Here is a 17800-nt window from a genome sequence, read left to right as displayed (position 1 = left end):
GCACCGCCGGGCGACACATCCAGCGCGGCGTTCACGACACGATCTCCGGCGCGGCGTCGAGCGGCTTGGTCAAGGTCGTGTTCGCCAGCCAGACATCGCCGCGCGGCACGGTGTTGCGACGCTGCGGGACATAGCCGCGCTTCTGGAAGAAGCCGAGGGCGGTGTCGCTGGCATCGACGCCGAGCGCCTTGGTGCCCCGCGCCTTCGCCAGGGTCTCGGCGGCCCCGCAGAGCACCGCGCCGACCCCGCTGCCGGCGACGGCCGGCGCCACGTAGAACAGATCGATCACGCTGTTGTCCTTGAGCGTGAGAAAACCGACCGTCTCGCCGTCGCGGACGGCGACCAGCGTCAGATGCTGCGACAGGCGCGCGCCGAACGCCGCCTCGTCGTCCGCCGCGGCGGCCCAGGCCTCCTGCTGGTCGGTGTCGTAATCTTCGCCGGTCAGTTCGTGCACGGCGGCGCGGAAGATCGCCGCGAGACGCGCGGTATCCGACGGCAGGAACGGACGCAGCGCCGCCGGCGTGGCGGGCGCGTTGGAATTGGCGGCCCTCATCGCGACACCTCCCAGCTCGTGGTTCCGTCCTTATTGTCCATCAGGACCACCCCCTGCGCGACGAGTTGCTCGCGGATTTGATCGGCGGTCGCGAAGTCGCGTGCCTTGCGCGCCGCGATCCGCGCAGCGATGAGGCGCTCCACTTCCGCGCTGTCGACCGCGACCGCGATCGCCTGCCTGGCGCGCCAGGCGGTCTCGGTCTCCGGTAGGAGGCCGAGCAGGTTGGCCGCGCCCTTGAACCGGCGCTTCAAGGCGGAGGAGGCGTCGACATCCTCCGCGACGTCGGCGAGATGATGCAGATGCGTGATGGCGGAGGGCGAATTGAGATCGTCGCCGAGGCGGCCGGCGATCTCCGCTTCGAACGGATTGCCCTCCCCCGCCTCGGCCGGTTCGTCGCCGACGATCCGATACCATTTGTCGAGCGTCTTGGCGGCGAAGCCGAGACCCTGCCGGGTCCAATTAATCGGCTGGCGGTAATGGGTCGCCAGCATGGCGAAGCGCAGCACCTCGCCGGGCCATTCCGCGAGCAAGTCGCGGATGGTGACGAAATTGCCGAGCGACTTCGACATCTTCTCGCCTTCCAGCGTGAGGAAGCCGTTGTGCATCCACACCTGCGCCATCAGCGCGGTGCCGAAGGCGCAGCGCGACTGCGCGATCTCGTTCTCGTGGTGGGGGAAGACCAGGTCGATGCCGCCGCCATGGATGTCGAAGGTCTCGCCGAGATGGCGCCACGACATGGCCGAGCACTCGATATGCCAGCCGGGGCGGCCGGGCGTCGCGATCCCGCAGGGCGACGGCCATCCGGGCACGCCCTGCGCGCTCGGCTTCCAGAGCACGAAATCCATGGCGTCCCGCTTATAGGGCGCGACGTCGACCCGCGCCCCCGCGATCATCTCGTCGAGCGGGCGCTTGGAGAGGCGCCCGTAATCCGCCATGGCCGGCACGTGGAACAGCACATGCTCCTCGGCGACATAGGCATGGCCGGAGGCGACGAGGCGTTCGATCAGTTGGCGCATCTCCGCAATATGGTCGGTCGCGCGCGGCTCGATGGTGGGCGGCAGGCACCCCAAAGCGGCGACATCGGCCCGAAACCAGTCGTGCGTCTCCTCGGTCAGGGCGCGGATCGCGATCCCGCGCTCGGCGGCCCGCGCATTGATCTTGTCGTCCACGTCCGTGATGTTGCGGACATAGGTCACCGCGCCCGCCCCATAGGTGCGGCGCAGCAGCCGGAACAGGACGTCGAAGACGATGACGGGCCGCGCATTGCCGATATGGGCGAGGTCGTAGACCGTCGGCCCGCAGACATAGAGGCGCACATTCGCGGCATCGAGCGGACGAAAGGCGTCCTTCGCGCGCGTCAGCGTATTGTAGAGCCGCAGCTCCATGGTTCGTCCGCTCCCTCTAAGGCGCAGTCGCGCACACCAGCTTCCGCCGGCCGGGGCGTCCAGTCTCCTTCAGGAAGGGGGCAGCAAGGGACGGCCGCGGCCAGCGCTATGGGCTAACCGCAAATAATCGCCACAGCGGCGCCGAGGCGCCCGTGGTCGAGGCTGATGACCGATCCGTTCATGGCGGCGGACAATGCGAGCGGAACACTGCGCCGTCAAGCCATTTCAATGGCCGGACCGGCCGGCATGCGCCGCGCGGAAGCGCGCCCTCCGTCGGGCTTGACCAGACGCGACGCTGCATTCTATGGCTCGCGAGACGTCGCGCGATTCGCATCGTGACGGCGGATCGCCCCGCCGCCCGGGGCCGCGAAGGACCCGACGCCCGTCCATGAGAAAAAAAGCCAGCCTGCTTTGCGCATCCGCTTTGTTGCTGCTGTCCGGGGCGGCCGCTGCCGAGACGCGCATCTTTCTGCTGGAAAACTGGGACGGGTACGGCGTCGATGCCTGTCTTGCGAAGGGCCTGCCCTGCGGCGAGCAATTGGCGTCGTCCTGGTGCCGGGCGCACGGCTATGCGATCGCCCTGGATTTCGGCCAAGTCTCCCCCGAGACGACCGGCTCCATCCGCCCGGTCGCGAGCGGCACCCCGAGCGCGCCGGCCTGTACCGGGCGCGCGTGTCCCGCGACCGTGGCGATCAGCTGCCACCGGTGAGCCCGCCCGCCCCTGCCGCGAACGCTCATTTCAGGAAGTCCGCGCATTTGGGCACCTCGCCGTTGCTGCCCCACGGCATGATCGGAACGGTGGAGGTCGAGTTCTTCGGGCTGCCTTCGATCAGCTTGTCGGAATAGACGAGATAGACCAGGACATTGCGCTTGGTGTCGCAGCCCCGCACGATCTGCATGCGCTTGAAGAACAGCGAGCGGCTCTGGCGGAACACGATGTCGCCCTGTTCGAACTTCCCGGTGAAGGAGATCGGTCCCACCTGCCGGCAGGCGAGCGAAATGTCCGACACTTCCTCGGCGACCCCGAACATGCCGGAAACCCCGCCCTTCTCCGGCACCGTATAGTGGCAGGCGACGCCGGAAACGACGGGATCGTCGATGCCGTAGACGGCGAGCTTGTCGTCCGGGGTGAGAAACTTCCAGACCGTCGAGCGCCGCATGATCAGATCCGGCTCCTGGGCCTGCGCCGGGAGGGCGGCGAGGCAGGACAGGACCGCGCACGGCAGAAGGACGGAGATACGGCGGAACAGGGCGATCATGGGGGCTTTCCGGTTGGACTTCCCGGCTCATATGGGGGCCGGACGTCCTGCCGGAAAGGCGGCATTGACGCCTAAGTTCCCGCATGACACGAGTTCACGCAAACAAGATCAAGACGCCAGGAGAGCCCAATGACCCCCAACCGCCGCCGCTTCCTCGGCGCATCCGCCGCAACGCTCGCCTCGAGCGCGGTGGCAATGCCGGCCCTTGCCCAGAGCAGCCCCGAGATCAAGTGGCGGCTCACCTCCTCCTTTCCCCGCCAGCTCGACACCATTTTCGGCACCGCGCAGACGCTGTCGAAATATGTCGCCGAAGCGACCGACGGGAAATTCCAGATCCAGACCTTCCCGGCCGGCGAAATCGTCCCCGGCTTGCAGGCGCTCGACGCCGTGACCGCGGGAACGGTCGAGTGCGCGCAGACCGCGACCTATTTCTATATCGGCAAGGATCCGACGCTCGCCTTCGGAACCGGCGTGCCGTTCGGCTTCAATTCGCGCCAGCAGCATTCCTGGTGGTTCTTCGGCGGCGGCGACAAGATCATTAATGGCGTCCTGGCGAAGTACAACGCCTTCGCCATCCCGGCCGGCAATTCGGGCTGCCAGATGGGCGGCTTCTTCCGTAAGGAATTGAACACGGTCGAGGATCTGAAGGGGCTGAAATTCCGCATCGGCGGCATCGGCGGGCAGGTCCTCGCCAAGCTCGGCGTCGTGCCGCAGCAGATCGCGCCGGGCGATGTCTATCCCGCCTTGGAGCGCGGCACCATCGACGCGGCGGAGTTCGTCGGTCCCTATGACGACGAGAAGTTCGGCCTCGTGAAGGTCGCGAAATATTATTACTATCCCGGCTGGTGGGAAGGTGGGGCGATGCTCCACAACGTGGTCAATATCGACCAGTGGAACCGGCTGCCGAAGCATTACCAGGCGATCTTCTCCAATGCCTGCGAAGCCGCCAACAATTGGATGCTCGCCAAATACGACATGGTGAACCCGCCCGCCTTGCGCCGGCTGGTGCAGCAGGGCTGCGAGCTGCGGGCCTTCCCGAACGCGATCCTCGAAGCCGGCTACAAGGCGTCGTTCGAGCTTTACAACGAGATCGCCGCCACCAATCCGAGCTTCAAGCAGGCGCTCGACAGCATGAACGCGATTCGCGCCGAACAGCTCGTTTGGTGGCAGATCGGCGAATATGCCTTCGACAGCTTCAACATCCGGATGCGCGGCAAGAGCTGAGGCGGGCTTTTCGGCCCGAACCATACTTTGGTCACCATTCCGCGCGCGCATGGCGCTATAACGCCCCGCAAATCGGGGCATCGGGCGCAAGGGTCAGCATGAAGTCGGTTCGTTATCTCGGCCTGTGTCTCGCCTTGATCGCCGGGCCGGCCGCCGCCCAGGCACCGGGCCCCAGCTGCATGCAGCTCGAAGGCGCGCTCGCGACCCTCGACCGCGGCCCGGATCCCAACGACACGCGCATCCAGCAGGCGGCGCGCATGCGGGCCGACCTCGACCAGTTGAGCCAGCAGGCGCGAGCCATGCAATGCGACGCCCCGCGCGGCTTCTTCATCTTCCAGGGGCCGCCGCGGCCGCCGCAATGTGACCAGATCGACGACCAGATTTCACGCCTGCGCTCCGCCTTGGCAGGCGTCGAACGCAACAGCGTCGATCCGCAGGCCCAGCGCCGGCAGATCATCGTCGCGCTGGCGCAGAACAATTGCGGGCCGCAATACCGCGCCGCCGCGCAGCAGATCACCGCCAATTCGGCGCAGCGCCCGCCGCGGCCACGCAACTTCTTCGAAGCCCTGTTCGGGGGCGCGGTGAACAGCGAGCCGGAGGAATCCCCCGGCCTCGACGTAGCACCGATGGACCTGCCGAAATCGTCCACCTTCCGTACCGTCTGCGTGCGGACCTGCGACGGGTATTATTTCCCGATCTCCTACGCCACCGTTCCCGCCCGCTTCGCCACGGACGACGCACTCTGCCGCCGCCTGTGCCCGGCAACCGAGGCCCAGCTCTTCGCCTATCGCAATCCCGGCGAAGACATCCAGCAAGCGACCTCGGTCGGCGGCCGGCCCTATATGTCGCTGCCGACCGCCCTGCTCTACCGCAAGCAATTGGTGCCGTCCTGCTCCTGCCGTGCGCCGGGCCAGTCCTGGGCGCAGGCGCTCTCCGGCCTCGAGGACGCCACCACGATGCAGAAGGGCGACATTCTCGTCACCGAGGAGCAGGCGCGGGAAATGTCCCAGCCCCGTCCGGTCGAGGTGCCGCAACAGGCGAAATCGCGCGCCGCCGCCGCAAAGCCACAGCCGAATGCGCTCGATGCCGCCTCTTCGACGGCGGCGGCGCCGCTCGCCCCGGCCACCGAACAGCCCGGCCAGCGGCCGGTGCGCGTCATCACCACGCCGCGGCCGCCCGGCTCGTTTCAATAGCGGCGGGGCGTCCGGCATTTGACAGGTGCACGAGGCGATGCTGCCTTCGGCGGATCATCCCGCCGAGGTGGCCATGCCCGTCCTGACGTCGTCCGCCTATCTCCCGATCCTGATGCTGGTCGCCTCCAACGTCTTCATGACGTTCGCCTGGTACGGGCACCTCAAATACAAATCCTCGCCCCTGCTCTTCGCCATTCTGGCGAGCTGGGGCATCGCTTTGTTCGAATATTGCCTCGCGGTCCCGGCCAACCGGATCGGGTCCGAGACCTATTCGACCGCACAGCTCAAGACCATGCAGGAGGTGATCACCCTGGTCGTCTTCGCGGCATTTTCGGTGCTTTATCTGAAAGAGCCGCTCGGCTGGAACCACCTGGTCGGCTTTGCCTTCATCGCCGCCGGCGCCTATTTCATCTTCCAGAAATTCTGACGCGCCCCCTGCAGCACCGCGCCTATCGCGCGGGTGCGATCCGCAGGATCTCGCCGTCGGCATCGTCGATGGCGAGCCACAATGCGCCGTCCGGTCCCTGCCGCACGTCGCGCACGCGCTTGCCGAGCGACAGCCGCTCCTCCCCCGTGACGCTGTCGCCGTCGAGCGTGAGGCGCACCAAGGACATGCCGGCGAGCGCGCCGACGAACAGGCTCCCCTTCCAGCGCGGCATGAGGGCAGCATCATAGAAGGCCGCGCCGGAGGGTGCGATCGAGGGATCCCAATAGAAGACAGGCTGCTCCAGTCCTGGCTTCGCCGTCCCCTCGCCGATCTTCGCGCCGGAATAGTCGCGGCCATAGCTGATGACCGGCCAGCCGTAATTCTTCCCGGCTGCCGGAATGTTCGCCTCGTCGCCACCGCGCGCGCCGTGTTCCACCGCCCAGAGACGGCCGGTGCGCGGATCGAGCGCGGCCGCCTGCACGTTGCGATGCCCGTAGCTCCAGATTTCCGGCAGCGCGTCCGCTCGGCCGCGAAACGGATTGTCGGCGGGCACCGAGCCATCCGGATTGATCCGCACCACTTTGCCGATCGTGGTGGAAAGATCCTGCGCCATGTCGCGCATGGAAAATCGGTCGCCCAGCGTCACGAACAAGGTGCCATCCCGTCCAAACACCAGGCGCGAGCCGAAATGGTTGCCGCCGCTTCCAGATGGCCTCTGACGGAAGATCACCTCGACATCGTCGAGCCGCGTCGCATCCTGCGACAGGCGACCGCGCGCGACGGCCGTGCCGGCGCCATCGGCCCGCGGCTCCGCATAGCTGACATAGACCCGACGATTGCGCGGAAAATCAGGATCGAGTGCGACGTCGAGCAAGCCACCCTGCCCGACCGCCCGCACGGCGGGGAGTCCTTCGATCGGCGGAGAAACCGATCCGTTGCGCGAAATGACGCGCAGGTGTCCTTCGCGCTCTGTGACGAGGAGGCGCCCCTCGGGAAGGAAGGCGATCGACCAGGGATGGTCGAGCCCGGCAGCCACGCGCGTCACGCGCACCTGCTCCCCGCCGAACGTCCGCACGGGGGCGCTTTGGGCACGAACCGCCTCGGCCGAAAAGTGAAGACAGACGGCGGCGAGTGCGGTGGCGAGAGCCAGCCGCACCATCAGTCGCGCCGGCTCCGGCGAACCCGCACGGGAACTGCCCGCGTGCGCACATTGGTCCACAGGAGAATGCCCACTGCCACGGCGCCGGTGGCGGCGAGCGACGCGCCGAAAAGGAGATGCGATGCGACCGACGAATTCTCCCCGCCAAGGGTGAAAGCGGCCGCACCATCTACCGACAGGACAAAAGTGACGGCGCAGATCGCCATCATCAGAGCCACCGTCAGCGCCGCCTGGGCCATGGCATCGCCCGTCTTGTGCTTGCGGACGGCCCGCGCAAGGGCTTCCGGGTCCGCCGCCGAGGCCCCGACCCGCAACATTCCGAACTCGCGAAACTCGGACATGGAAAGCACCCGATCCGCTTGTACCGCCACGCCGGCATTCCGACTGGAGCGATCTCGTTCACATTGCTAGAGGCCGGTGATGCCGCCGCGGCGGAATTGCCTTGGCTGCGCCGTCCCTAGGGCTTGGCACTCAAAACCGAATCAGGGGGATTCGGTTCCAGCCTGATGAACAATGGTTGCTCCGAGAGCGCGATGCGATTGTGGCGGAGCGGCGGCTGGCCCAGGAAAAACCGTGGCGCTTTCATGACTTAGATCACGCAAGCGTGACCCTGGCCGCAACCCGCCCCGGGTCCGGGCGGCGGGATTCGTCACGCCGCATACCGCAGCGGCCGCCAATCCATCGGCATGTGACCGGGTTGCGCAGCCACCCGGTTCAGCCAGGCGCGCACATTGTCGAACGGCGCGAGATCGAAATCGCCCTCCGGCGCGAGCAGCGTGTGGGGATAGAGGGCGAGATCGGCCACGGTCAGGCTCTCGCCCACGAAGAACGCCCGTCCGGCGAGGTGCCGCTCCATGATGGCGAGGGCGCCATAGCCTTCTTCCATCCAGCGGTCGACATCGTGCGTGCGCAGTTCGCGGCCGCCGCGAACCTCCCGCAACCAGAAGCGCGCCTGCGCGATGCCGGGCTCGTGGTTGTTCTGCTCGAAGAACATCCAGCGCAGAACCTCCGCGCGCCCGCGCCGTCCCGCCGGAACGAGCCCTGTATCCTCCGCGAGATAGAACAGGATCGCGTTGGATTCCGCGAGGATCGTGCCGTCCTCGAGCTGCAGGAGCGGGACCCGCCCCTCGGGATTGAGGGCGAGGAATTCCGGGGTTCGGTTCTCCCCGGCAAAGATGTCGATTTCGATTTCGGTGAAGGCCAGGCGCAAATGCGCGAGGGCCAGCCGCACCTTGTAGGCGTTCCCGGAAGACCGGGTCGAATACAGCTTGAGCACGGCATTGTCCTCCCGATCTCCCCGCAGATGGCGTTGACCCAAGCGGAGCGCAAGATGCCCCACGGGGACCGCGCGATGCACCGATCTGTCCGATGCGATCGGCGCAGATTCTTGCCGGCAATCGGCAGGGGGCCTTGCTGCATGCTAAAATCGCCGCGGTGCGCGTCGCGACCGGGGGATTGGCTGATGCACGTCTATTCCGACACGGGGAACGCCTTCGTCGCGGCGCACATCCCGCCGGAGAGCCGACGCATTCTCGACATCGGATGCGGCAGCGGGGATCTCGCGCGACTGATCAAGCAGCGCCGGCCCGCTGTAACAATCGAGGGCATCACCCACAATCAGGTCGAGGCGGACGCAGCGTCCGACGTTCTGGACAAGGTCTATGTGGCGGACATCGAGCGGGACGCCGCCGCGAGGATCGCGCCCCCGTTCGATTGCCTGCTCTTTTCGCATGTGCTCGAACACATGCGCGATCCGGCGAGGGTGCTCTCGGCCTTTCTGCCGATGCTCGAGGCCGGGGGGGCGATCGTAATCGCGGTCCCCAATGTCCTCGAATGGCGTACCCGTGCGAGGTTTCTCATGGGGGACTGGACCTACGCCGATTCCGGTATTCTCGACCGAACCCATCTGCGTTTTTTCACCTACGCTACGGTCGAGCATCATTTCGATCATGCCGACCTGCGCGGCAGGATCGAAATCATCGAGAAGAAGGCCGAAGGGTCGGTCCCGCTCTGGCCCCTGCGTCGTCTGCGCAGCGCCAAGCCGCTGCTTGCGGCGATCGACGCGGCCGGGACCCGACATTTCCCCAATCTGTTCGGCCGGCAGATTCTCCTCCTCGCCAGGAAGGTTGCCTGAGCCGGGCGTGCCGCATCGCTTGTCGGCCCGGTCCAGCGCGATTAAATGGTCGCGCCGTCCCGCGGATCACGTAAAGTGTCCGGAGCATGGTACGTATCCTGCGCCAGCCCGGCCCCGCGCGGCGCATTTGTCCGGAGATCCGAAGGCCATGAGCCTGCTGTCGCCCGCTTTGAAGCGGATCAAGCCGTCCCCCACCATCTCCATCTCCAACAAGGCCCGCGAGCTGAAGGCCGCCGGGCGCGACGTGATCGCGCTCAGCGCCGGCGAACCGGACTTCGAGACCCCGGACAACATCAAGGAAGCGGCCATCGCCGCCATCCGTCGGGGCGAAACGCGCTACACCGCGGTGGACGGGATCCCCGAGCTGAAGGCGGCCATCGTCAAGAAGTTCAAGCGGGACAATGGCCTCGATTACAAGCCGAGCCAGATCAGCGTCGGCACCGGCGGCAAGCAGGTGCTGTTCAACGCGCTGGTCGCGACCGTCGGCCCCGGCGACGAGGTCATCGTCCCCGCGCCGTATTGGGTGAGCTATCCGGACATCGTCGAATTCTGCGGCGGCACGCCGGTGCCGATCGAAACGCGGATCGAGGACAATTTCAAGCTCCAGCCCGAGCAGCTGGAACGCGCCATCACGCCCAAGACCAAGTGGCTGATCTTCAATTCGCCGTCCAACCCGTCCGGCGCCGCTTATTCGCACGACGAGCTGAAGCGCCTCACCGACGTCCTCGTGCGCCATCCGCAAGTCTGGATCCTGACGGACGACATGTACGAACACCTCGTCTATGACGACTTCAAGTTCGCCACCCCGGCCCAGGTGGAACCGAGCCTCTACGACCGCACCCTCACGATGAACGGCGTGTCGAAGGCCTATTGCATGACCGGCTGGCGCATCGGCTATGCCGGCGGCCCGGAACCCCTGATCAAGGCGATGGGCACGTTGCAGTCGCAATCGACCTCCAACCCCTCCTCGATCGCCCAATGGGCGGCGGTCGAGGCGCTGAACGGGCCGCAGGACTTCATTCCGCGCAACAATGCCGTGTTCAAGGAGCGGCGCGACTTGGTCGTCGCCATGCTGAACCAGGCGAAGGGCCTCACCTGCCCGAAGCCGGAGGGCGCGTTCTACGTCTTCCCGTCCTGCGCCGGAGCGATCGGCAAGACCTCGCCCACCGGAAAGGCGATCGCAACCGACGAGGATTTCGCCACCGAACTGCTCGAGGTCGAGAACGTGGCGGTGGTGCACGGTTCGGCCTTCGGCCTTGCCCCGGCTTTTCGCATTTCCTATGCGACCAGTACGGAGGAATTGGAGGAGGCCTGCCGGCGCATCCAGCGCTTCTGCGGCGCGCTGGACTGAACGCCGCGATCCGCATTTCTCCTTAAGGGAACTTGCGGCCATGCAGGGCGTTGGCTGAACGGCGATGCCGAGCTAAGGCTTGGCTGAGTCCGGCGCCTGAAGGCGCGGGCTCCCTTGGAGGATACCCATGAAGATGTTTGCCAAAGCCGGCCTTGCCGCCGCGATCGCCGCTTCCGCCCTGACGCTCGGCGCGCTGCCGGCCGCCGCCCAGAGCCGCGTCCAGGTTGGCACCCTGGTCTGCAACATGAAGCCGAACGTCGCCTTCATCATCGGTTCGGTGCGTGAAGCCACCTGCACCCTGAAGCCCGCCACCCGTCGCACAGCCGCCGGCTCCTACGCCGCCACGATCCGGCGTTTCGGTCTCGATATCGGAATGAACGGCACCGGCGTCATGGTGTGGACCGTCCTCGCTCCGACCCGCTCGATCAACCCGACCGACCTGCGCGGCACCTATGTCGGCGTCTCCGCCGGCGCAGCGATCGGGGTTGGCGTCGGCGCGAACGCTCTGGTCGGCGGCTCGAACAACACGATCGCGCTGCAGCCGGTCTCGGTGCAGGGCGAAACGGGCATCAATCTCGCCCTCGGGGTGGCCGACCTGACGCTCCGCTGATAGCTTCCGGGTGGGGTCGAAAGCCCCACCCGGACATTTTGAACGAGGTTTGCCATGCGCCTTTCCACCGCCTTTGCAGCTGTCGCGGCCTTCGCCGCCTCGCTTCTGCCCGCGGCTGCCCAGGCCCCCACGAAGGTGCAGGTCGGCGTCCTGCGCTGCAACGTTGCGCCTTATGTCGGGTTCGTTCTGGGCTCGGTGCGCGAGATGACCTGCGAGCTGCGGACCGGCATGCCGGGCGCGACCAAGGTCGCGGGTCTGTACAAGGGATCGGTGGCGCGATTCGGCATCGATATCGGCGCCGGTGGTCCGAGCGTGCTCGGTTGGGCCGTCTTCGCCCCGACCAATGCGCCGACCCCCGTGGACCTCGCAGGCAAATATGTCGGCGTTTCCGCGGATGCCGCCTGGGGCCTCGGCGCGGGGGCGAATGTTCTGCTCGGAGGCTCGAACAGCACGATCGCGCTTCAGCCGCTTTCGCTCGAAGGGACGACCGGGATCGCCATTGCGGCGGGCGTGTCGGATCTGACATTGACCCCGGCCCGCTGAGGTGCGGCCGGGCACCGGGCGCGCCGGCATAGCGGCCTGCGTGACGGCGGCCGCCTGGTGCGCGTCCGCCGCCGGTGCGGCGGGGCAGAGCATGCCGACGCCCGGCCTCGCGCAGCCGGATATGCAAGCGGGCGGCGCCGGCGGAACGGCGATCGAATCGGGCCTGCTCGAATGCCGCAGCCCGGCGTCCGTCTCCTACGGCTTCGGCTCGTCGCGCCGCCTGACTTGCGAATTCCGGCCGTCCGCCAGAATGGGCACCCAATATTATTCCGGCACCTTCGACCGCGTCGGCCTCGATTTCGGCGTGTCCGACCAGGGCAGCATGATCTGGATGGTGCTTTCGACGACGCCGCACCTCGGGCTCGGTGCCTTGGCGGGTACTTATGTCGGTGTCACCGCCGGCGTGGCGCTCGGACCGGGCCTCGCGGCGAACGTCCTGGTGGCGAAGGACGCCGCGCACGGCCTCGCGCTGCAGCCTGTCAGCGTCTCCGCCGATAGCGGCCTCGCCATCGCCCTTGCTGCCGCAAGCCTCACCCTCGCCCCCGCGCCTTCCCCGACGCGATGAAACGGTCGGAGGAGACGCGTCTCACGCGCGTTTGAACATGCGCGGGGATAGGCGGGCGCGAAACACGTGTGTTTGACTTGCCCGGCCCCGCCGGCCTCGCAATGCTCACGGGCAACGGAGGGTGTGCGATGCATATTTTGAAACGGCGTGGCTGGGAAATTCCCGAGAGCGCAGCGACCCCCGAGCATGTCTATCTCTCGCGCCGCACATTGCTCGGCGCCGGCATGATCGGCGCGGCGGCCGGCCTGGTCGGCCCGGCACAGGCGCAGGCGCAGGGCGATCCCTCCGCCGCGCTCTACCCGGCGCCGCGCAATCCGCGCTACGTCCTGGACCGGCCGGTCACCCCGGAGGCCTCGGCCTCGACGGTGAATAATTATTACGAATTCGGCGGCAATTACGACGTCGGCCGCGCCGCCGCCAAGCTCAAGACGCGGCCGTGGGTCATCACGATCGACGGTCTGGTCGAAACCCCGCGGCAGGTCGGCATCGACGATCTCCTGAAGGCGGTGACACTGGAAGAGCGGCTTTATCGCCATCGCTGCGTCGAGGCCTGGTCCATGGCGGTGCCGTGGACCGGCTTTCCGATGAAGGCGCTGGTGGACTATGCCAAGCCGCTCGGCAGCGCCAAATATCTGCGCTTCGAGACTTTCCTGGACCGGAGCGTCGCCCCCGGCCAGAGCGGACGCTTCTATCCCTGGCCCTATGTCGAAGGCGTCACCATGGCCGAGGCCACCAACGACCTCGCCTTCATGGTGACCGGGATCTATGGCAAGCCGGCGCAGAACCAGTTCGGCGCGCCCCTGCGCGTCGCCCTGCCCTGGAAATACGGATTCAAGTCGATCAAAGCCATCGTCAAGGTCTCGTTCCTCGAGACGCGGCCGAAGGGCTTCTGGGAGGTGGTGCAGGGGTCCGAATACGGCTTCTGGGCCAACGTCAACCCGCAGGTCTCCCACCCGCGCTGGAGCCAGGCGACCGAAAAGGACATCGCAACCGGCGAACGCCGGCCGACCCTGCTCTATAACGGCTATGGCGAATACGTCGCCGGCCTTTATGCCGGGATGGAAAAGGAACGCCTGTTCCTGTGACCCGGCCGGTCATGCTGCGTTCGGATGGCATTACCAGCCGAACGCAGTCCCGGCAAAGTGCGTCGACCGAAGGCCGGCACCACGTAAATCAGCGGACCTCTTCGGGCGGCTCGTGAAGCTCGCCGCGCGAATCGCCCCCGACGCCATCTTGCGGCCGCTCGGGTTCGGGGAGGCTCGCGCCGAGATCGGCGCTCTCGAACGGCTGGTCCACTTCGACCACCGTATCGGGATAGAAGCCGTTGAATCGGGTGCGCAGGGACAGCGAATAGGCGCCGATATGGCCGATTTCGATCCAGTCCCCGGTATCGACGGTTTCGGGCAGATAGAATGGCCGCGAGAGCACGTCGACACTGTCGCAGGTGGCGCCATAGATGCGGAACGGCACCATCTTGTTGGGATCGCCGAACCGGCGCCGGCGCGCGGGATCGGGAATGTGATTGACCGGCAAAAGCAGCTTTCCGGTCCAGCTGTCCGACAGTGACGACCAGATCCCGTCATTGATGTAGAGCCGCTGCCCCTTCTTCAGGAGCACGCGCGCCACCAAGGAATAGGCGCGGGCGACCACCACGCGCCCCGGCTCGGCCACCAGCGGCGTATCGCCGAACCCGTGCTTCGCCACGGCATCGAGGATCGAGCGCATCAGCTCGGTCAGGGGCGGCATCGCCGTTTGGCGCTTGCGCGGATCGGCGCCATAGAGCGCGGGAAAGCCGCCGCCGATGTCCAGTTCGGCGATCGGCACGCGGGCGGCATCGCGGACCTCGGCAGCGGTCGCAATCGACCGCTCATACGTGGTCGGATCCTCGACCTGGCTGCCGACATGGAATGCGATGCCGCATTTGAAGCCTATATTGTCGATGCGCTGCAGCAGTTCGGCGGCATGGGCCGGAGCCGCGCCGAACTTCTTCGACAATTCGTAGGCCGCCTCGCCCTTGGAGGCGATGCGCACGAACAGGGTGAAATCTTCTGGATCGAGATCGAGCGCGCGCACGATGCGCAGCACCTTCGCCACCTCGTCCTCGTGGTCGACTGCCGTGACGCGGATCTTGTAGGTCTCGAAGGCGAGGCGGATGTCCGACTGGGCCTTGACCGGGTGCATGTAGAGCAGCTCGGAGCGCGGCGAGACCGCCCGCGCAGCCGCGAACTCGGCCGGGCTCGCGACGTCGAACACCGCCATCCCGTCATCGGCGAGCGTCTTCAGAACCTCGTGCTCGCCATTCGTCTTGACCGCATAGGCGGTCTTGCCGGGGAACACCGCCTTGAAAGCGCGGGCGTCCGCGGCGAGGACGCCAGGACGGAAGCAATAGATCGGCTGGTCCGGACGCAGTTGCAGCGCGACGTCCCTGGCCGTGGCGAAACGCTGTGCGCCGATTGCCGCGCTGTCCGCCACGACATGGGGAACGAAGCCGGATTTGGACATGATGCTCTTTCGGTTTCTGGACTTTGGCGGCACAGGTGCCACCGTCTCTAGTGTTCGGTCAATCAGGCATGTGTTTCGCGACAGCCGTATGGCGGCGGCGGGGCGACGGGAGGACGGCGCGTGCACGCCCTTCAATGCCCTGGGGCATCAGCCGAATTTCCTGGACCAACCGAGGGTGCCGCCGCCGCGCGGCAACCGGACCTCACTTTCTCGCGCGTTTTGCGGCCAAGTGTTGCTCCGCTACGCTTGACCGCGCGCCGTGAGCATCTCATCGTCCCGCCTCGAGCTGAGGCGTCTTGGTGGGGAGAGCGGAATGGAGCGCGGGTTGCACAGGCGTTGGGCCGGAGCCGGCATCGCGGCCGTGATGGCGGTTGTGGCGGCGGTGGTCCCGGTGCGCGCGGCGAACATTCTGCTCGACAATTTCTGGCTGCCCAACGACAGCTATAGCGGCGATCTGCCGGCCTGCACCGAACCGCTGGCGCTCGGCACGATCTCCATGCGCTTTGCCGAAACCGAGCGCATGTATTGGAACGCCGCCTTGAACATCAAGGACTTCTTCAACGTGCGCGAGATCGCCTTCCGCCCCTGGGGCGAGGGCTTCCAGCCGCGCCGCTATTGCAGCGCGACCGTCACCCTTTCGGATCAGCGGCGTCACCCGATCTATTATTCGATCATCGCGGATTCGAGCTTCCAGGGATATACTTGGGGTGTCGAATGGTGCGTCGAAGGGCTCGATAAGAGCCTCGCTTACGCCCCGAACTGCAAGATGGCCCGTCCGTGATCCGCGGCCCGCGCGCGGGCCTTTTCTGCGTTCTCGCCGGCCTTCTCATCCTCCTCGCGCCGGCGGTCGCCCAAACCGTCGCGCCGCGTGACCGCGACCGTGATATTCCGGGCCGCTTCGATTTCTACGTTCTGAGCCTGTCCTGGAGCCCGACCTTCTGTGCCGGGGAGGCTGCGGCCGGCGACCCGCAATGCCGCGCCGCCCATCCCTACGGCTTCATCGTTCACGGGCTCTGGCCGCAATATGAGGCCGGCTATCCCGCCTATTGCCAGCTACCGCCGCCGCCCGTGTCGCGTGCCGTGGCGGACGGGACGCTCGATCTGATGCCGAGCCCCGGCCTGATCCGCCATGAATGGCGCAAGCACGGCACCTGTACCGGCCTCGGCCCGGTGGAATATTTTGCGCTGCTGCGGCAGGCCCGCGCCCGGATCGCGATCCCGCCGCCGCTCGAGGCCCCGCAGGCCGATCTCGCCCTCAGCCCCGAGCGCATCGAAGCCGCCTTCCGGGCCGCCAATCCCGGCCTCGGCGCCGACATGATCGCCGTGCAATGCGGCAAGGGCCGGCTGTCCGAGGTCCGGATCTGTCTGACCCGGGACCTCGCCTTCCGCGCCTGTCCCGAAGTCGACCGGCGCGGCTGCGCGGCCCGCCGTCAAATCAGCGTTCCCGCGCCCCGCTGAACCCCGCGCCTTCGAACCATCGCCCCTGCGTGGCGCGGGCCGTCACGGCTGCTTCTGCAGCCGGGAGCAGACGGCGAGGCCGTCATTGTCGCCGGGCTCCAGATAGCAGGCATCGAGGATGCCGCCCTTCAGCGCCGCGATATGGATGCCGTCATCGCCGGCGAGATAGATCGAGGCGCCGTCCGGCGCGAGCGTGCCGACCAGATCCTCGTTCTGTTCGCCGCCTTTGGGAGAGGCATAAGTGATGCGGGCCTTGAACGAGCGACCGCGCTGCTCCGTCACCACCAGCGTCACGGGGCCGGTGACCCAGCCGTCCTGCTTTCCGAGCCCATCGCTCGCGCCCTTCCAGGTGCCGAGGAGCGACGGAATCTCCTGCGCCGCGGCGGGAGCGGCGATCAGCAGCGCGGCGATAAAAGCAGCATATTTCATGGACGTTTTCCTCGAACGGACCAACGGGCCTTGACCGGACGGCATCAGTGCATTTTGAGAAGACACGGCGCAAGCTCTCTCCCCTGCGACACCCGCGCCGGCCCGGATCTCGATGAATTACCGCCACGCCTTTCATGCCGGCAATGCGGCGGACGTGATGAAGCATGCGGCGCTCGCCCGCATCCTTCTGCATCTCGCCCGCAAGGACACGCCGTTCCGGGTGTTGGACACCCATGCCGGCGCCGGCCTGTACGATCTCGGCGGTGCGGCGGCGCAGCGCACCGGGGAGGCGGAAGCCGGAATCGAGCGGCTGCTCGACGCCGATCTGCCGGCCCCGGCCGCCGCCCTCCTCGCGCCCTATCTCGATGCGGTGCGCCGGCTGCGGGCGGAGCGCGGGCCACGCTTCTATCCCGGTTCGCCGGTGCTCGCTCTGGCGCTCTCGCGTCCTCAGGACCGCTTTCTGTTCTGCGAACTCAATCGCGAGGAAAAGGCCAAACTGGAGCGCAACGCCGCCGACGGCCGGGCGAAGATCCTGAGCCAGGACGGCTATCAAGCGGTCCGGGCGCACCTGCCGCCGCGCGAGCGGCGCGGCCTCGTGCTCATCGACCCGCCGTTCGAGGAGCCGGGGGAGTTCGCCCGCCTCACCGGCGCCCTCGAAGAGGCTCATGCCCGCTTCGCGCAGGGCATGGCGATGGCCTGGTATCCGATCAAGGATCTGCGTGCGGTCGACGCGTTCCGCCGCGATGTGGCGCGCCTGCGCATGCCCAAAACCTTGAAGATCGAGTTCGACTTCGCCGAAGTGCGCGCGCAGGACACCTTGTCGGGGTCCGGGCTGATCGTGGTCAATCCGCCCTTCACGCTGCAGGAGGAGATGCGAACCCTTCTCACGGCGATCGCGCCGCTGCTCGCGCGCGACGGCAAGGGGCGCGTGCGGGTGGCGTGGCTGGTGGGAGAACCCGGCGCGATCTGACCGAGCGCGGGCGGTGCAGCATGGAAGGGCCCTTCCGT

At 67.0% G+C, this 17800-nt stretch carries 21 protein-coding genes; 13 read left to right on the top strand and 8 right to left on the bottom strand.

What is annotated here, in order from left to right:
* Positions 1 to 31 precede the first annotated feature (31 nt).
* Positions 32 to 553, bottom strand: coding sequence for a GNAT family N-acetyltransferase (locus tag EDC64_RS15470; protein WP_132032957.1), 522 nt, complete (start codon positions 551 to 553; stop codon positions 32 to 34).
* A complete protein-coding gene (gene cysS / locus EDC64_RS15465) occupies positions 550 to 1938 on the bottom strand; it encodes a cysteine--tRNA ligase (protein ID WP_132032955.1) in 1389 nt (462 codons plus the stop codon). The genes EDC64_RS15470 and cysS overlap by 4 nt, the downstream gene beginning before the upstream one ends.
* A 388-nt stretch (positions 1939 to 2326) precedes the next feature.
* Here cysS and EDC64_RS15460 point away from each other — a divergent pair, with 388 nt between their 5' ends.
* Positions 2327 to 2647, top strand: coding sequence for a hypothetical protein (locus tag EDC64_RS15460; protein ID WP_132032953.1), 321 nt, complete (start codon positions 2327 to 2329; stop codon positions 2645 to 2647).
* A gap of 25 nt (positions 2648 to 2672) precedes the next feature.
* On the opposite strand, the gene EDC64_RS15455 is transcribed toward EDC64_RS15460, so the two are convergent.
* Positions 2673 to 3197, bottom strand: coding sequence for a CreA family protein (locus tag EDC64_RS15455; RefSeq protein WP_132032951.1), 525 nt, complete (start codon positions 3195 to 3197; stop codon positions 2673 to 2675).
* Between the two features lie 129 nt (positions 3198 to 3326).
* On the opposite strand from EDC64_RS15455, the gene EDC64_RS15450 reads away from it, so the two are divergent.
* From EDC64_RS15450 to EDC64_RS15440, 3 genes are all read left to right on the top strand, one after another.
* Positions 3327 to 4421: a TRAP transporter substrate-binding protein gene (locus tag EDC64_RS15450; protein WP_132032949.1), complete on the top strand. Its 1095-nt coding sequence runs from the start codon at positions 3327 to 3329 to the stop codon at positions 4419 to 4421.
* A gap of 98 nt (positions 4422 to 4519) precedes the next feature.
* Positions 4520 to 5614, top strand: coding sequence for a DUF2865 domain-containing protein (locus EDC64_RS15445; RefSeq protein WP_132032947.1), 1095 nt, complete (start codon positions 4520 to 4522; stop codon positions 5612 to 5614).
* A gap of 73 nt (positions 5615 to 5687) precedes the next feature.
* A complete protein-coding gene (locus tag EDC64_RS15440) occupies positions 5688 to 6041 on the top strand; it encodes a DMT family protein (protein ID WP_132033198.1) in 354 nt (117 codons plus the stop codon).
* 22 nt (positions 6042 to 6063) lie between these two features.
* Here the strand turns inward: EDC64_RS15440 and EDC64_RS15435 are convergent, their stop codons facing one another.
* The 3 genes from EDC64_RS15435 to EDC64_RS15425 all read right to left on the bottom strand — a co-directional run bounded on the left by EDC64_RS15435 (position 6064) and on the right by EDC64_RS15425 (position 8476).
* Positions 6064 to 7200: a PQQ-dependent sugar dehydrogenase gene (locus EDC64_RS15435; RefSeq protein WP_132032945.1), complete on the bottom strand. Its 1137-nt coding sequence runs from the start codon at positions 7198 to 7200 to the stop codon at positions 6064 to 6066.
* A complete protein-coding gene (locus tag EDC64_RS15430; RefSeq protein ID WP_132032943.1) occupies positions 7200 to 7541 on the bottom strand; it encodes a hypothetical protein in 342 nt (113 codons plus the stop codon). The genes EDC64_RS15435 and EDC64_RS15430 overlap by 1 nt, the downstream gene beginning before the upstream one ends.
* Before the next feature lie 308 nt (positions 7542 to 7849).
* Complete coding sequence (locus tag EDC64_RS15425; RefSeq protein ID WP_132032941.1) at positions 7850 to 8476, bottom strand: glutathione S-transferase family protein; 627 nt, start codon at positions 8474 to 8476, stop codon at positions 7850 to 7852.
* A 186-nt stretch (positions 8477 to 8662) separates the two neighbouring features.
* Here EDC64_RS15425 and EDC64_RS15420 point away from each other — a divergent pair, with 186 nt between their 5' ends.
* The 6 genes from EDC64_RS15420 (at position 8663) to msrP (ending at position 13488) form a co-directional block, all read left to right on the top strand.
* Positions 8663 to 9334 carry a class I SAM-dependent methyltransferase gene (locus tag EDC64_RS15420; protein WP_165933791.1) on the top strand — a complete coding sequence of 224 codons (672 nt, stop codon included), beginning with the start codon at positions 8663 to 8665 and terminating at the stop codon, positions 9332 to 9334.
* Positions 9335 to 9482: 148 nt separating this feature from the next.
* Positions 9483 to 10685 carry a pyridoxal phosphate-dependent aminotransferase gene (locus EDC64_RS15415; RefSeq protein ID WP_132032937.1) on the top strand — a complete coding sequence of 401 codons (1203 nt, stop codon included), beginning with the start codon at positions 9483 to 9485 and terminating at the stop codon, positions 10683 to 10685.
* Positions 10686 to 10812: 127 nt separating this feature from the next.
* Positions 10813 to 11295 carry a DUF992 domain-containing protein gene (locus tag EDC64_RS15410; RefSeq protein WP_132032935.1) on the top strand — a complete coding sequence of 161 codons (483 nt, stop codon included), beginning with the start codon at positions 10813 to 10815 and terminating at the stop codon, positions 11293 to 11295.
* A gap of 54 nt (positions 11296 to 11349) precedes the next feature.
* A complete protein-coding gene (locus tag EDC64_RS15405) occupies positions 11350 to 11838 on the top strand; it encodes a DUF992 domain-containing protein (RefSeq protein WP_132032933.1) in 489 nt (162 codons plus the stop codon).
* Positions 11839 to 11929: 91 nt separating this feature from the next.
* Positions 11930 to 12403, top strand: a complete 474-nt coding sequence (locus EDC64_RS15400; protein WP_132032931.1) for a DUF992 domain-containing protein — start codon at positions 11930 to 11932, stop codon at positions 12401 to 12403.
* A gap of 128 nt (positions 12404 to 12531) precedes the next feature.
* A complete protein-coding gene (gene msrP / locus EDC64_RS15395; RefSeq protein WP_132032929.1) occupies positions 12532 to 13488 on the top strand; it encodes a protein-methionine-sulfoxide reductase catalytic subunit MsrP in 957 nt (318 codons plus the stop codon).
* Between the two features lie 88 nt (positions 13489 to 13576).
* Here msrP and EDC64_RS15390 read toward each other — a convergent pair whose 3' ends face one another.
* Positions 13577 to 14905 carry a type III PLP-dependent enzyme domain-containing protein gene (locus tag EDC64_RS15390; RefSeq protein WP_132032927.1) on the bottom strand — a complete coding sequence of 443 codons (1329 nt, stop codon included), beginning with the start codon at positions 14903 to 14905 and terminating at the stop codon, positions 13577 to 13579.
* Positions 14906 to 15218: 313 nt separating this feature from the next.
* Here EDC64_RS15390 and EDC64_RS15385 point away from each other — a divergent pair, with 313 nt between their 5' ends.
* Entirely contained in the window at positions 15219 to 15686 is a 468-nt protein-coding gene (locus EDC64_RS15385; protein WP_132032924.1) for a hypothetical protein, read from the top strand.
* Complete coding sequence (locus EDC64_RS15380) at positions 15683 to 16363, top strand: ribonuclease T2 family protein (RefSeq protein WP_245504726.1); 681 nt, start codon at positions 15683 to 15685, stop codon at positions 16361 to 16363. The genes EDC64_RS15385 and EDC64_RS15380 overlap by 4 nt, the downstream gene beginning before the upstream one ends.
* A 42-nt stretch (positions 16364 to 16405) precedes the next feature.
* Here EDC64_RS15380 and EDC64_RS15375 read toward each other — a convergent pair whose 3' ends face one another.
* On the bottom strand, positions 16406 to 16792 hold the full coding sequence (locus EDC64_RS15375) for a hypothetical protein (RefSeq protein ID WP_132032922.1): 387 nt from the start codon (positions 16790 to 16792) through the stop codon (positions 16406 to 16408).
* Positions 16793 to 16904: 112 nt separating this feature from the next.
* Between EDC64_RS15375 and EDC64_RS15370 the strand changes: the two genes are divergently transcribed.
* Positions 16905 to 17762 carry a 23S rRNA (adenine(2030)-N(6))-methyltransferase RlmJ gene (locus EDC64_RS15370; RefSeq protein WP_132032920.1) on the top strand — a complete coding sequence of 286 codons (858 nt, stop codon included), beginning with the start codon at positions 16905 to 16907 and terminating at the stop codon, positions 17760 to 17762.
* Positions 17763 to 17800: the final 38 nt, after the last annotated feature.

The sequence above is a fragment of the Aquabacter spiritensis genome, assembly GCF_004346185.1.
Lineage (GTDB): Bacteria > Pseudomonadota > Alphaproteobacteria > Rhizobiales > Xanthobacteraceae > Aquabacter > Aquabacter spiritensis.
This window is presented reverse-complemented; position numbering and strand designations above follow the sequence as displayed.

Coding starts and splice junctions, on each gene's coding strand:
- EDC64_RS15470 (WP_132032957.1), bottom strand. CDS start 553: ATGAGGGCCGCCAATTCCAACGCGCCCGCCACGCCGGCGGCGCTGCGT.
- cysS (WP_132032955.1), bottom strand. CDS start 1,938: ATGGAGCTGCGGCTCTACAATACGCTGACGCGCGCGAAGGACGCCTTT.
- EDC64_RS15460 (WP_132032953.1), top strand. CDS start 2,327: ATGAGAAAAAAAGCCAGCCTGCTTTGCGCATCCGCTTTGTTGCTGCTG.
- EDC64_RS15455 (WP_132032951.1), bottom strand. CDS start 3,197: ATGATCGCCCTGTTCCGCCGTATCTCCGTCCTTCTGCCGTGCGCGGTC.
- EDC64_RS15450 (WP_132032949.1), top strand. CDS start 3,327: ATGACCCCCAACCGCCGCCGCTTCCTCGGCGCATCCGCCGCAACGCTC.
- EDC64_RS15445 (WP_132032947.1), top strand. CDS start 4,520: ATGAAGTCGGTTCGTTATCTCGGCCTGTGTCTCGCCTTGATCGCCGGG.
- EDC64_RS15440 (WP_132033198.1), top strand. CDS start 5,688: ATGCCCGTCCTGACGTCGTCCGCCTATCTCCCGATCCTGATGCTGGTC.
- EDC64_RS15435 (WP_132032945.1), bottom strand. CDS start 7,200: ATGGTGCGGCTGGCTCTCGCCACCGCACTCGCCGCCGTCTGTCTTCAC.
- EDC64_RS15430 (WP_132032943.1), bottom strand. CDS start 7,541: ATGTCCGAGTTTCGCGAGTTCGGAATGTTGCGGGTCGGGGCCTCGGCG.
- EDC64_RS15420 (WP_165933791.1), top strand. CDS start 8,663: ATGCACGTCTATTCCGACACGGGGAACGCCTTCGTCGCGGCGCACATC.
- EDC64_RS15415 (WP_132032937.1), top strand. CDS start 9,483: ATGAGCCTGCTGTCGCCCGCTTTGAAGCGGATCAAGCCGTCCCCCACC.
- EDC64_RS15410 (WP_132032935.1), top strand. CDS start 10,813: ATGAAGATGTTTGCCAAAGCCGGCCTTGCCGCCGCGATCGCCGCTTCC.
- EDC64_RS15405 (WP_132032933.1), top strand. CDS start 11,350: ATGCGCCTTTCCACCGCCTTTGCAGCTGTCGCGGCCTTCGCCGCCTCG.
- EDC64_RS15400 (WP_132032931.1), top strand. CDS start 11,930: ATGCCGACGCCCGGCCTCGCGCAGCCGGATATGCAAGCGGGCGGCGCC.
- msrP (WP_132032929.1), top strand. CDS start 12,532: ATGCATATTTTGAAACGGCGTGGCTGGGAAATTCCCGAGAGCGCAGCG.
- EDC64_RS15390 (WP_132032927.1), bottom strand. CDS start 14,905: ATGTCCAAATCCGGCTTCGTTCCCCATGTCGTGGCGGACAGCGCGGCA.
- EDC64_RS15385 (WP_132032924.1), top strand. CDS start 15,219: ATGGAGCGCGGGTTGCACAGGCGTTGGGCCGGAGCCGGCATCGCGGCC.
- EDC64_RS15375 (WP_132032922.1), bottom strand. CDS start 16,792: ATGAAATATGCTGCTTTTATCGCCGCGCTGCTGATCGCCGCTCCCGCC.
- EDC64_RS15370 (WP_132032920.1), top strand. CDS start 16,905: ATGAATTACCGCCACGCCTTTCATGCCGGCAATGCGGCGGACGTGATG.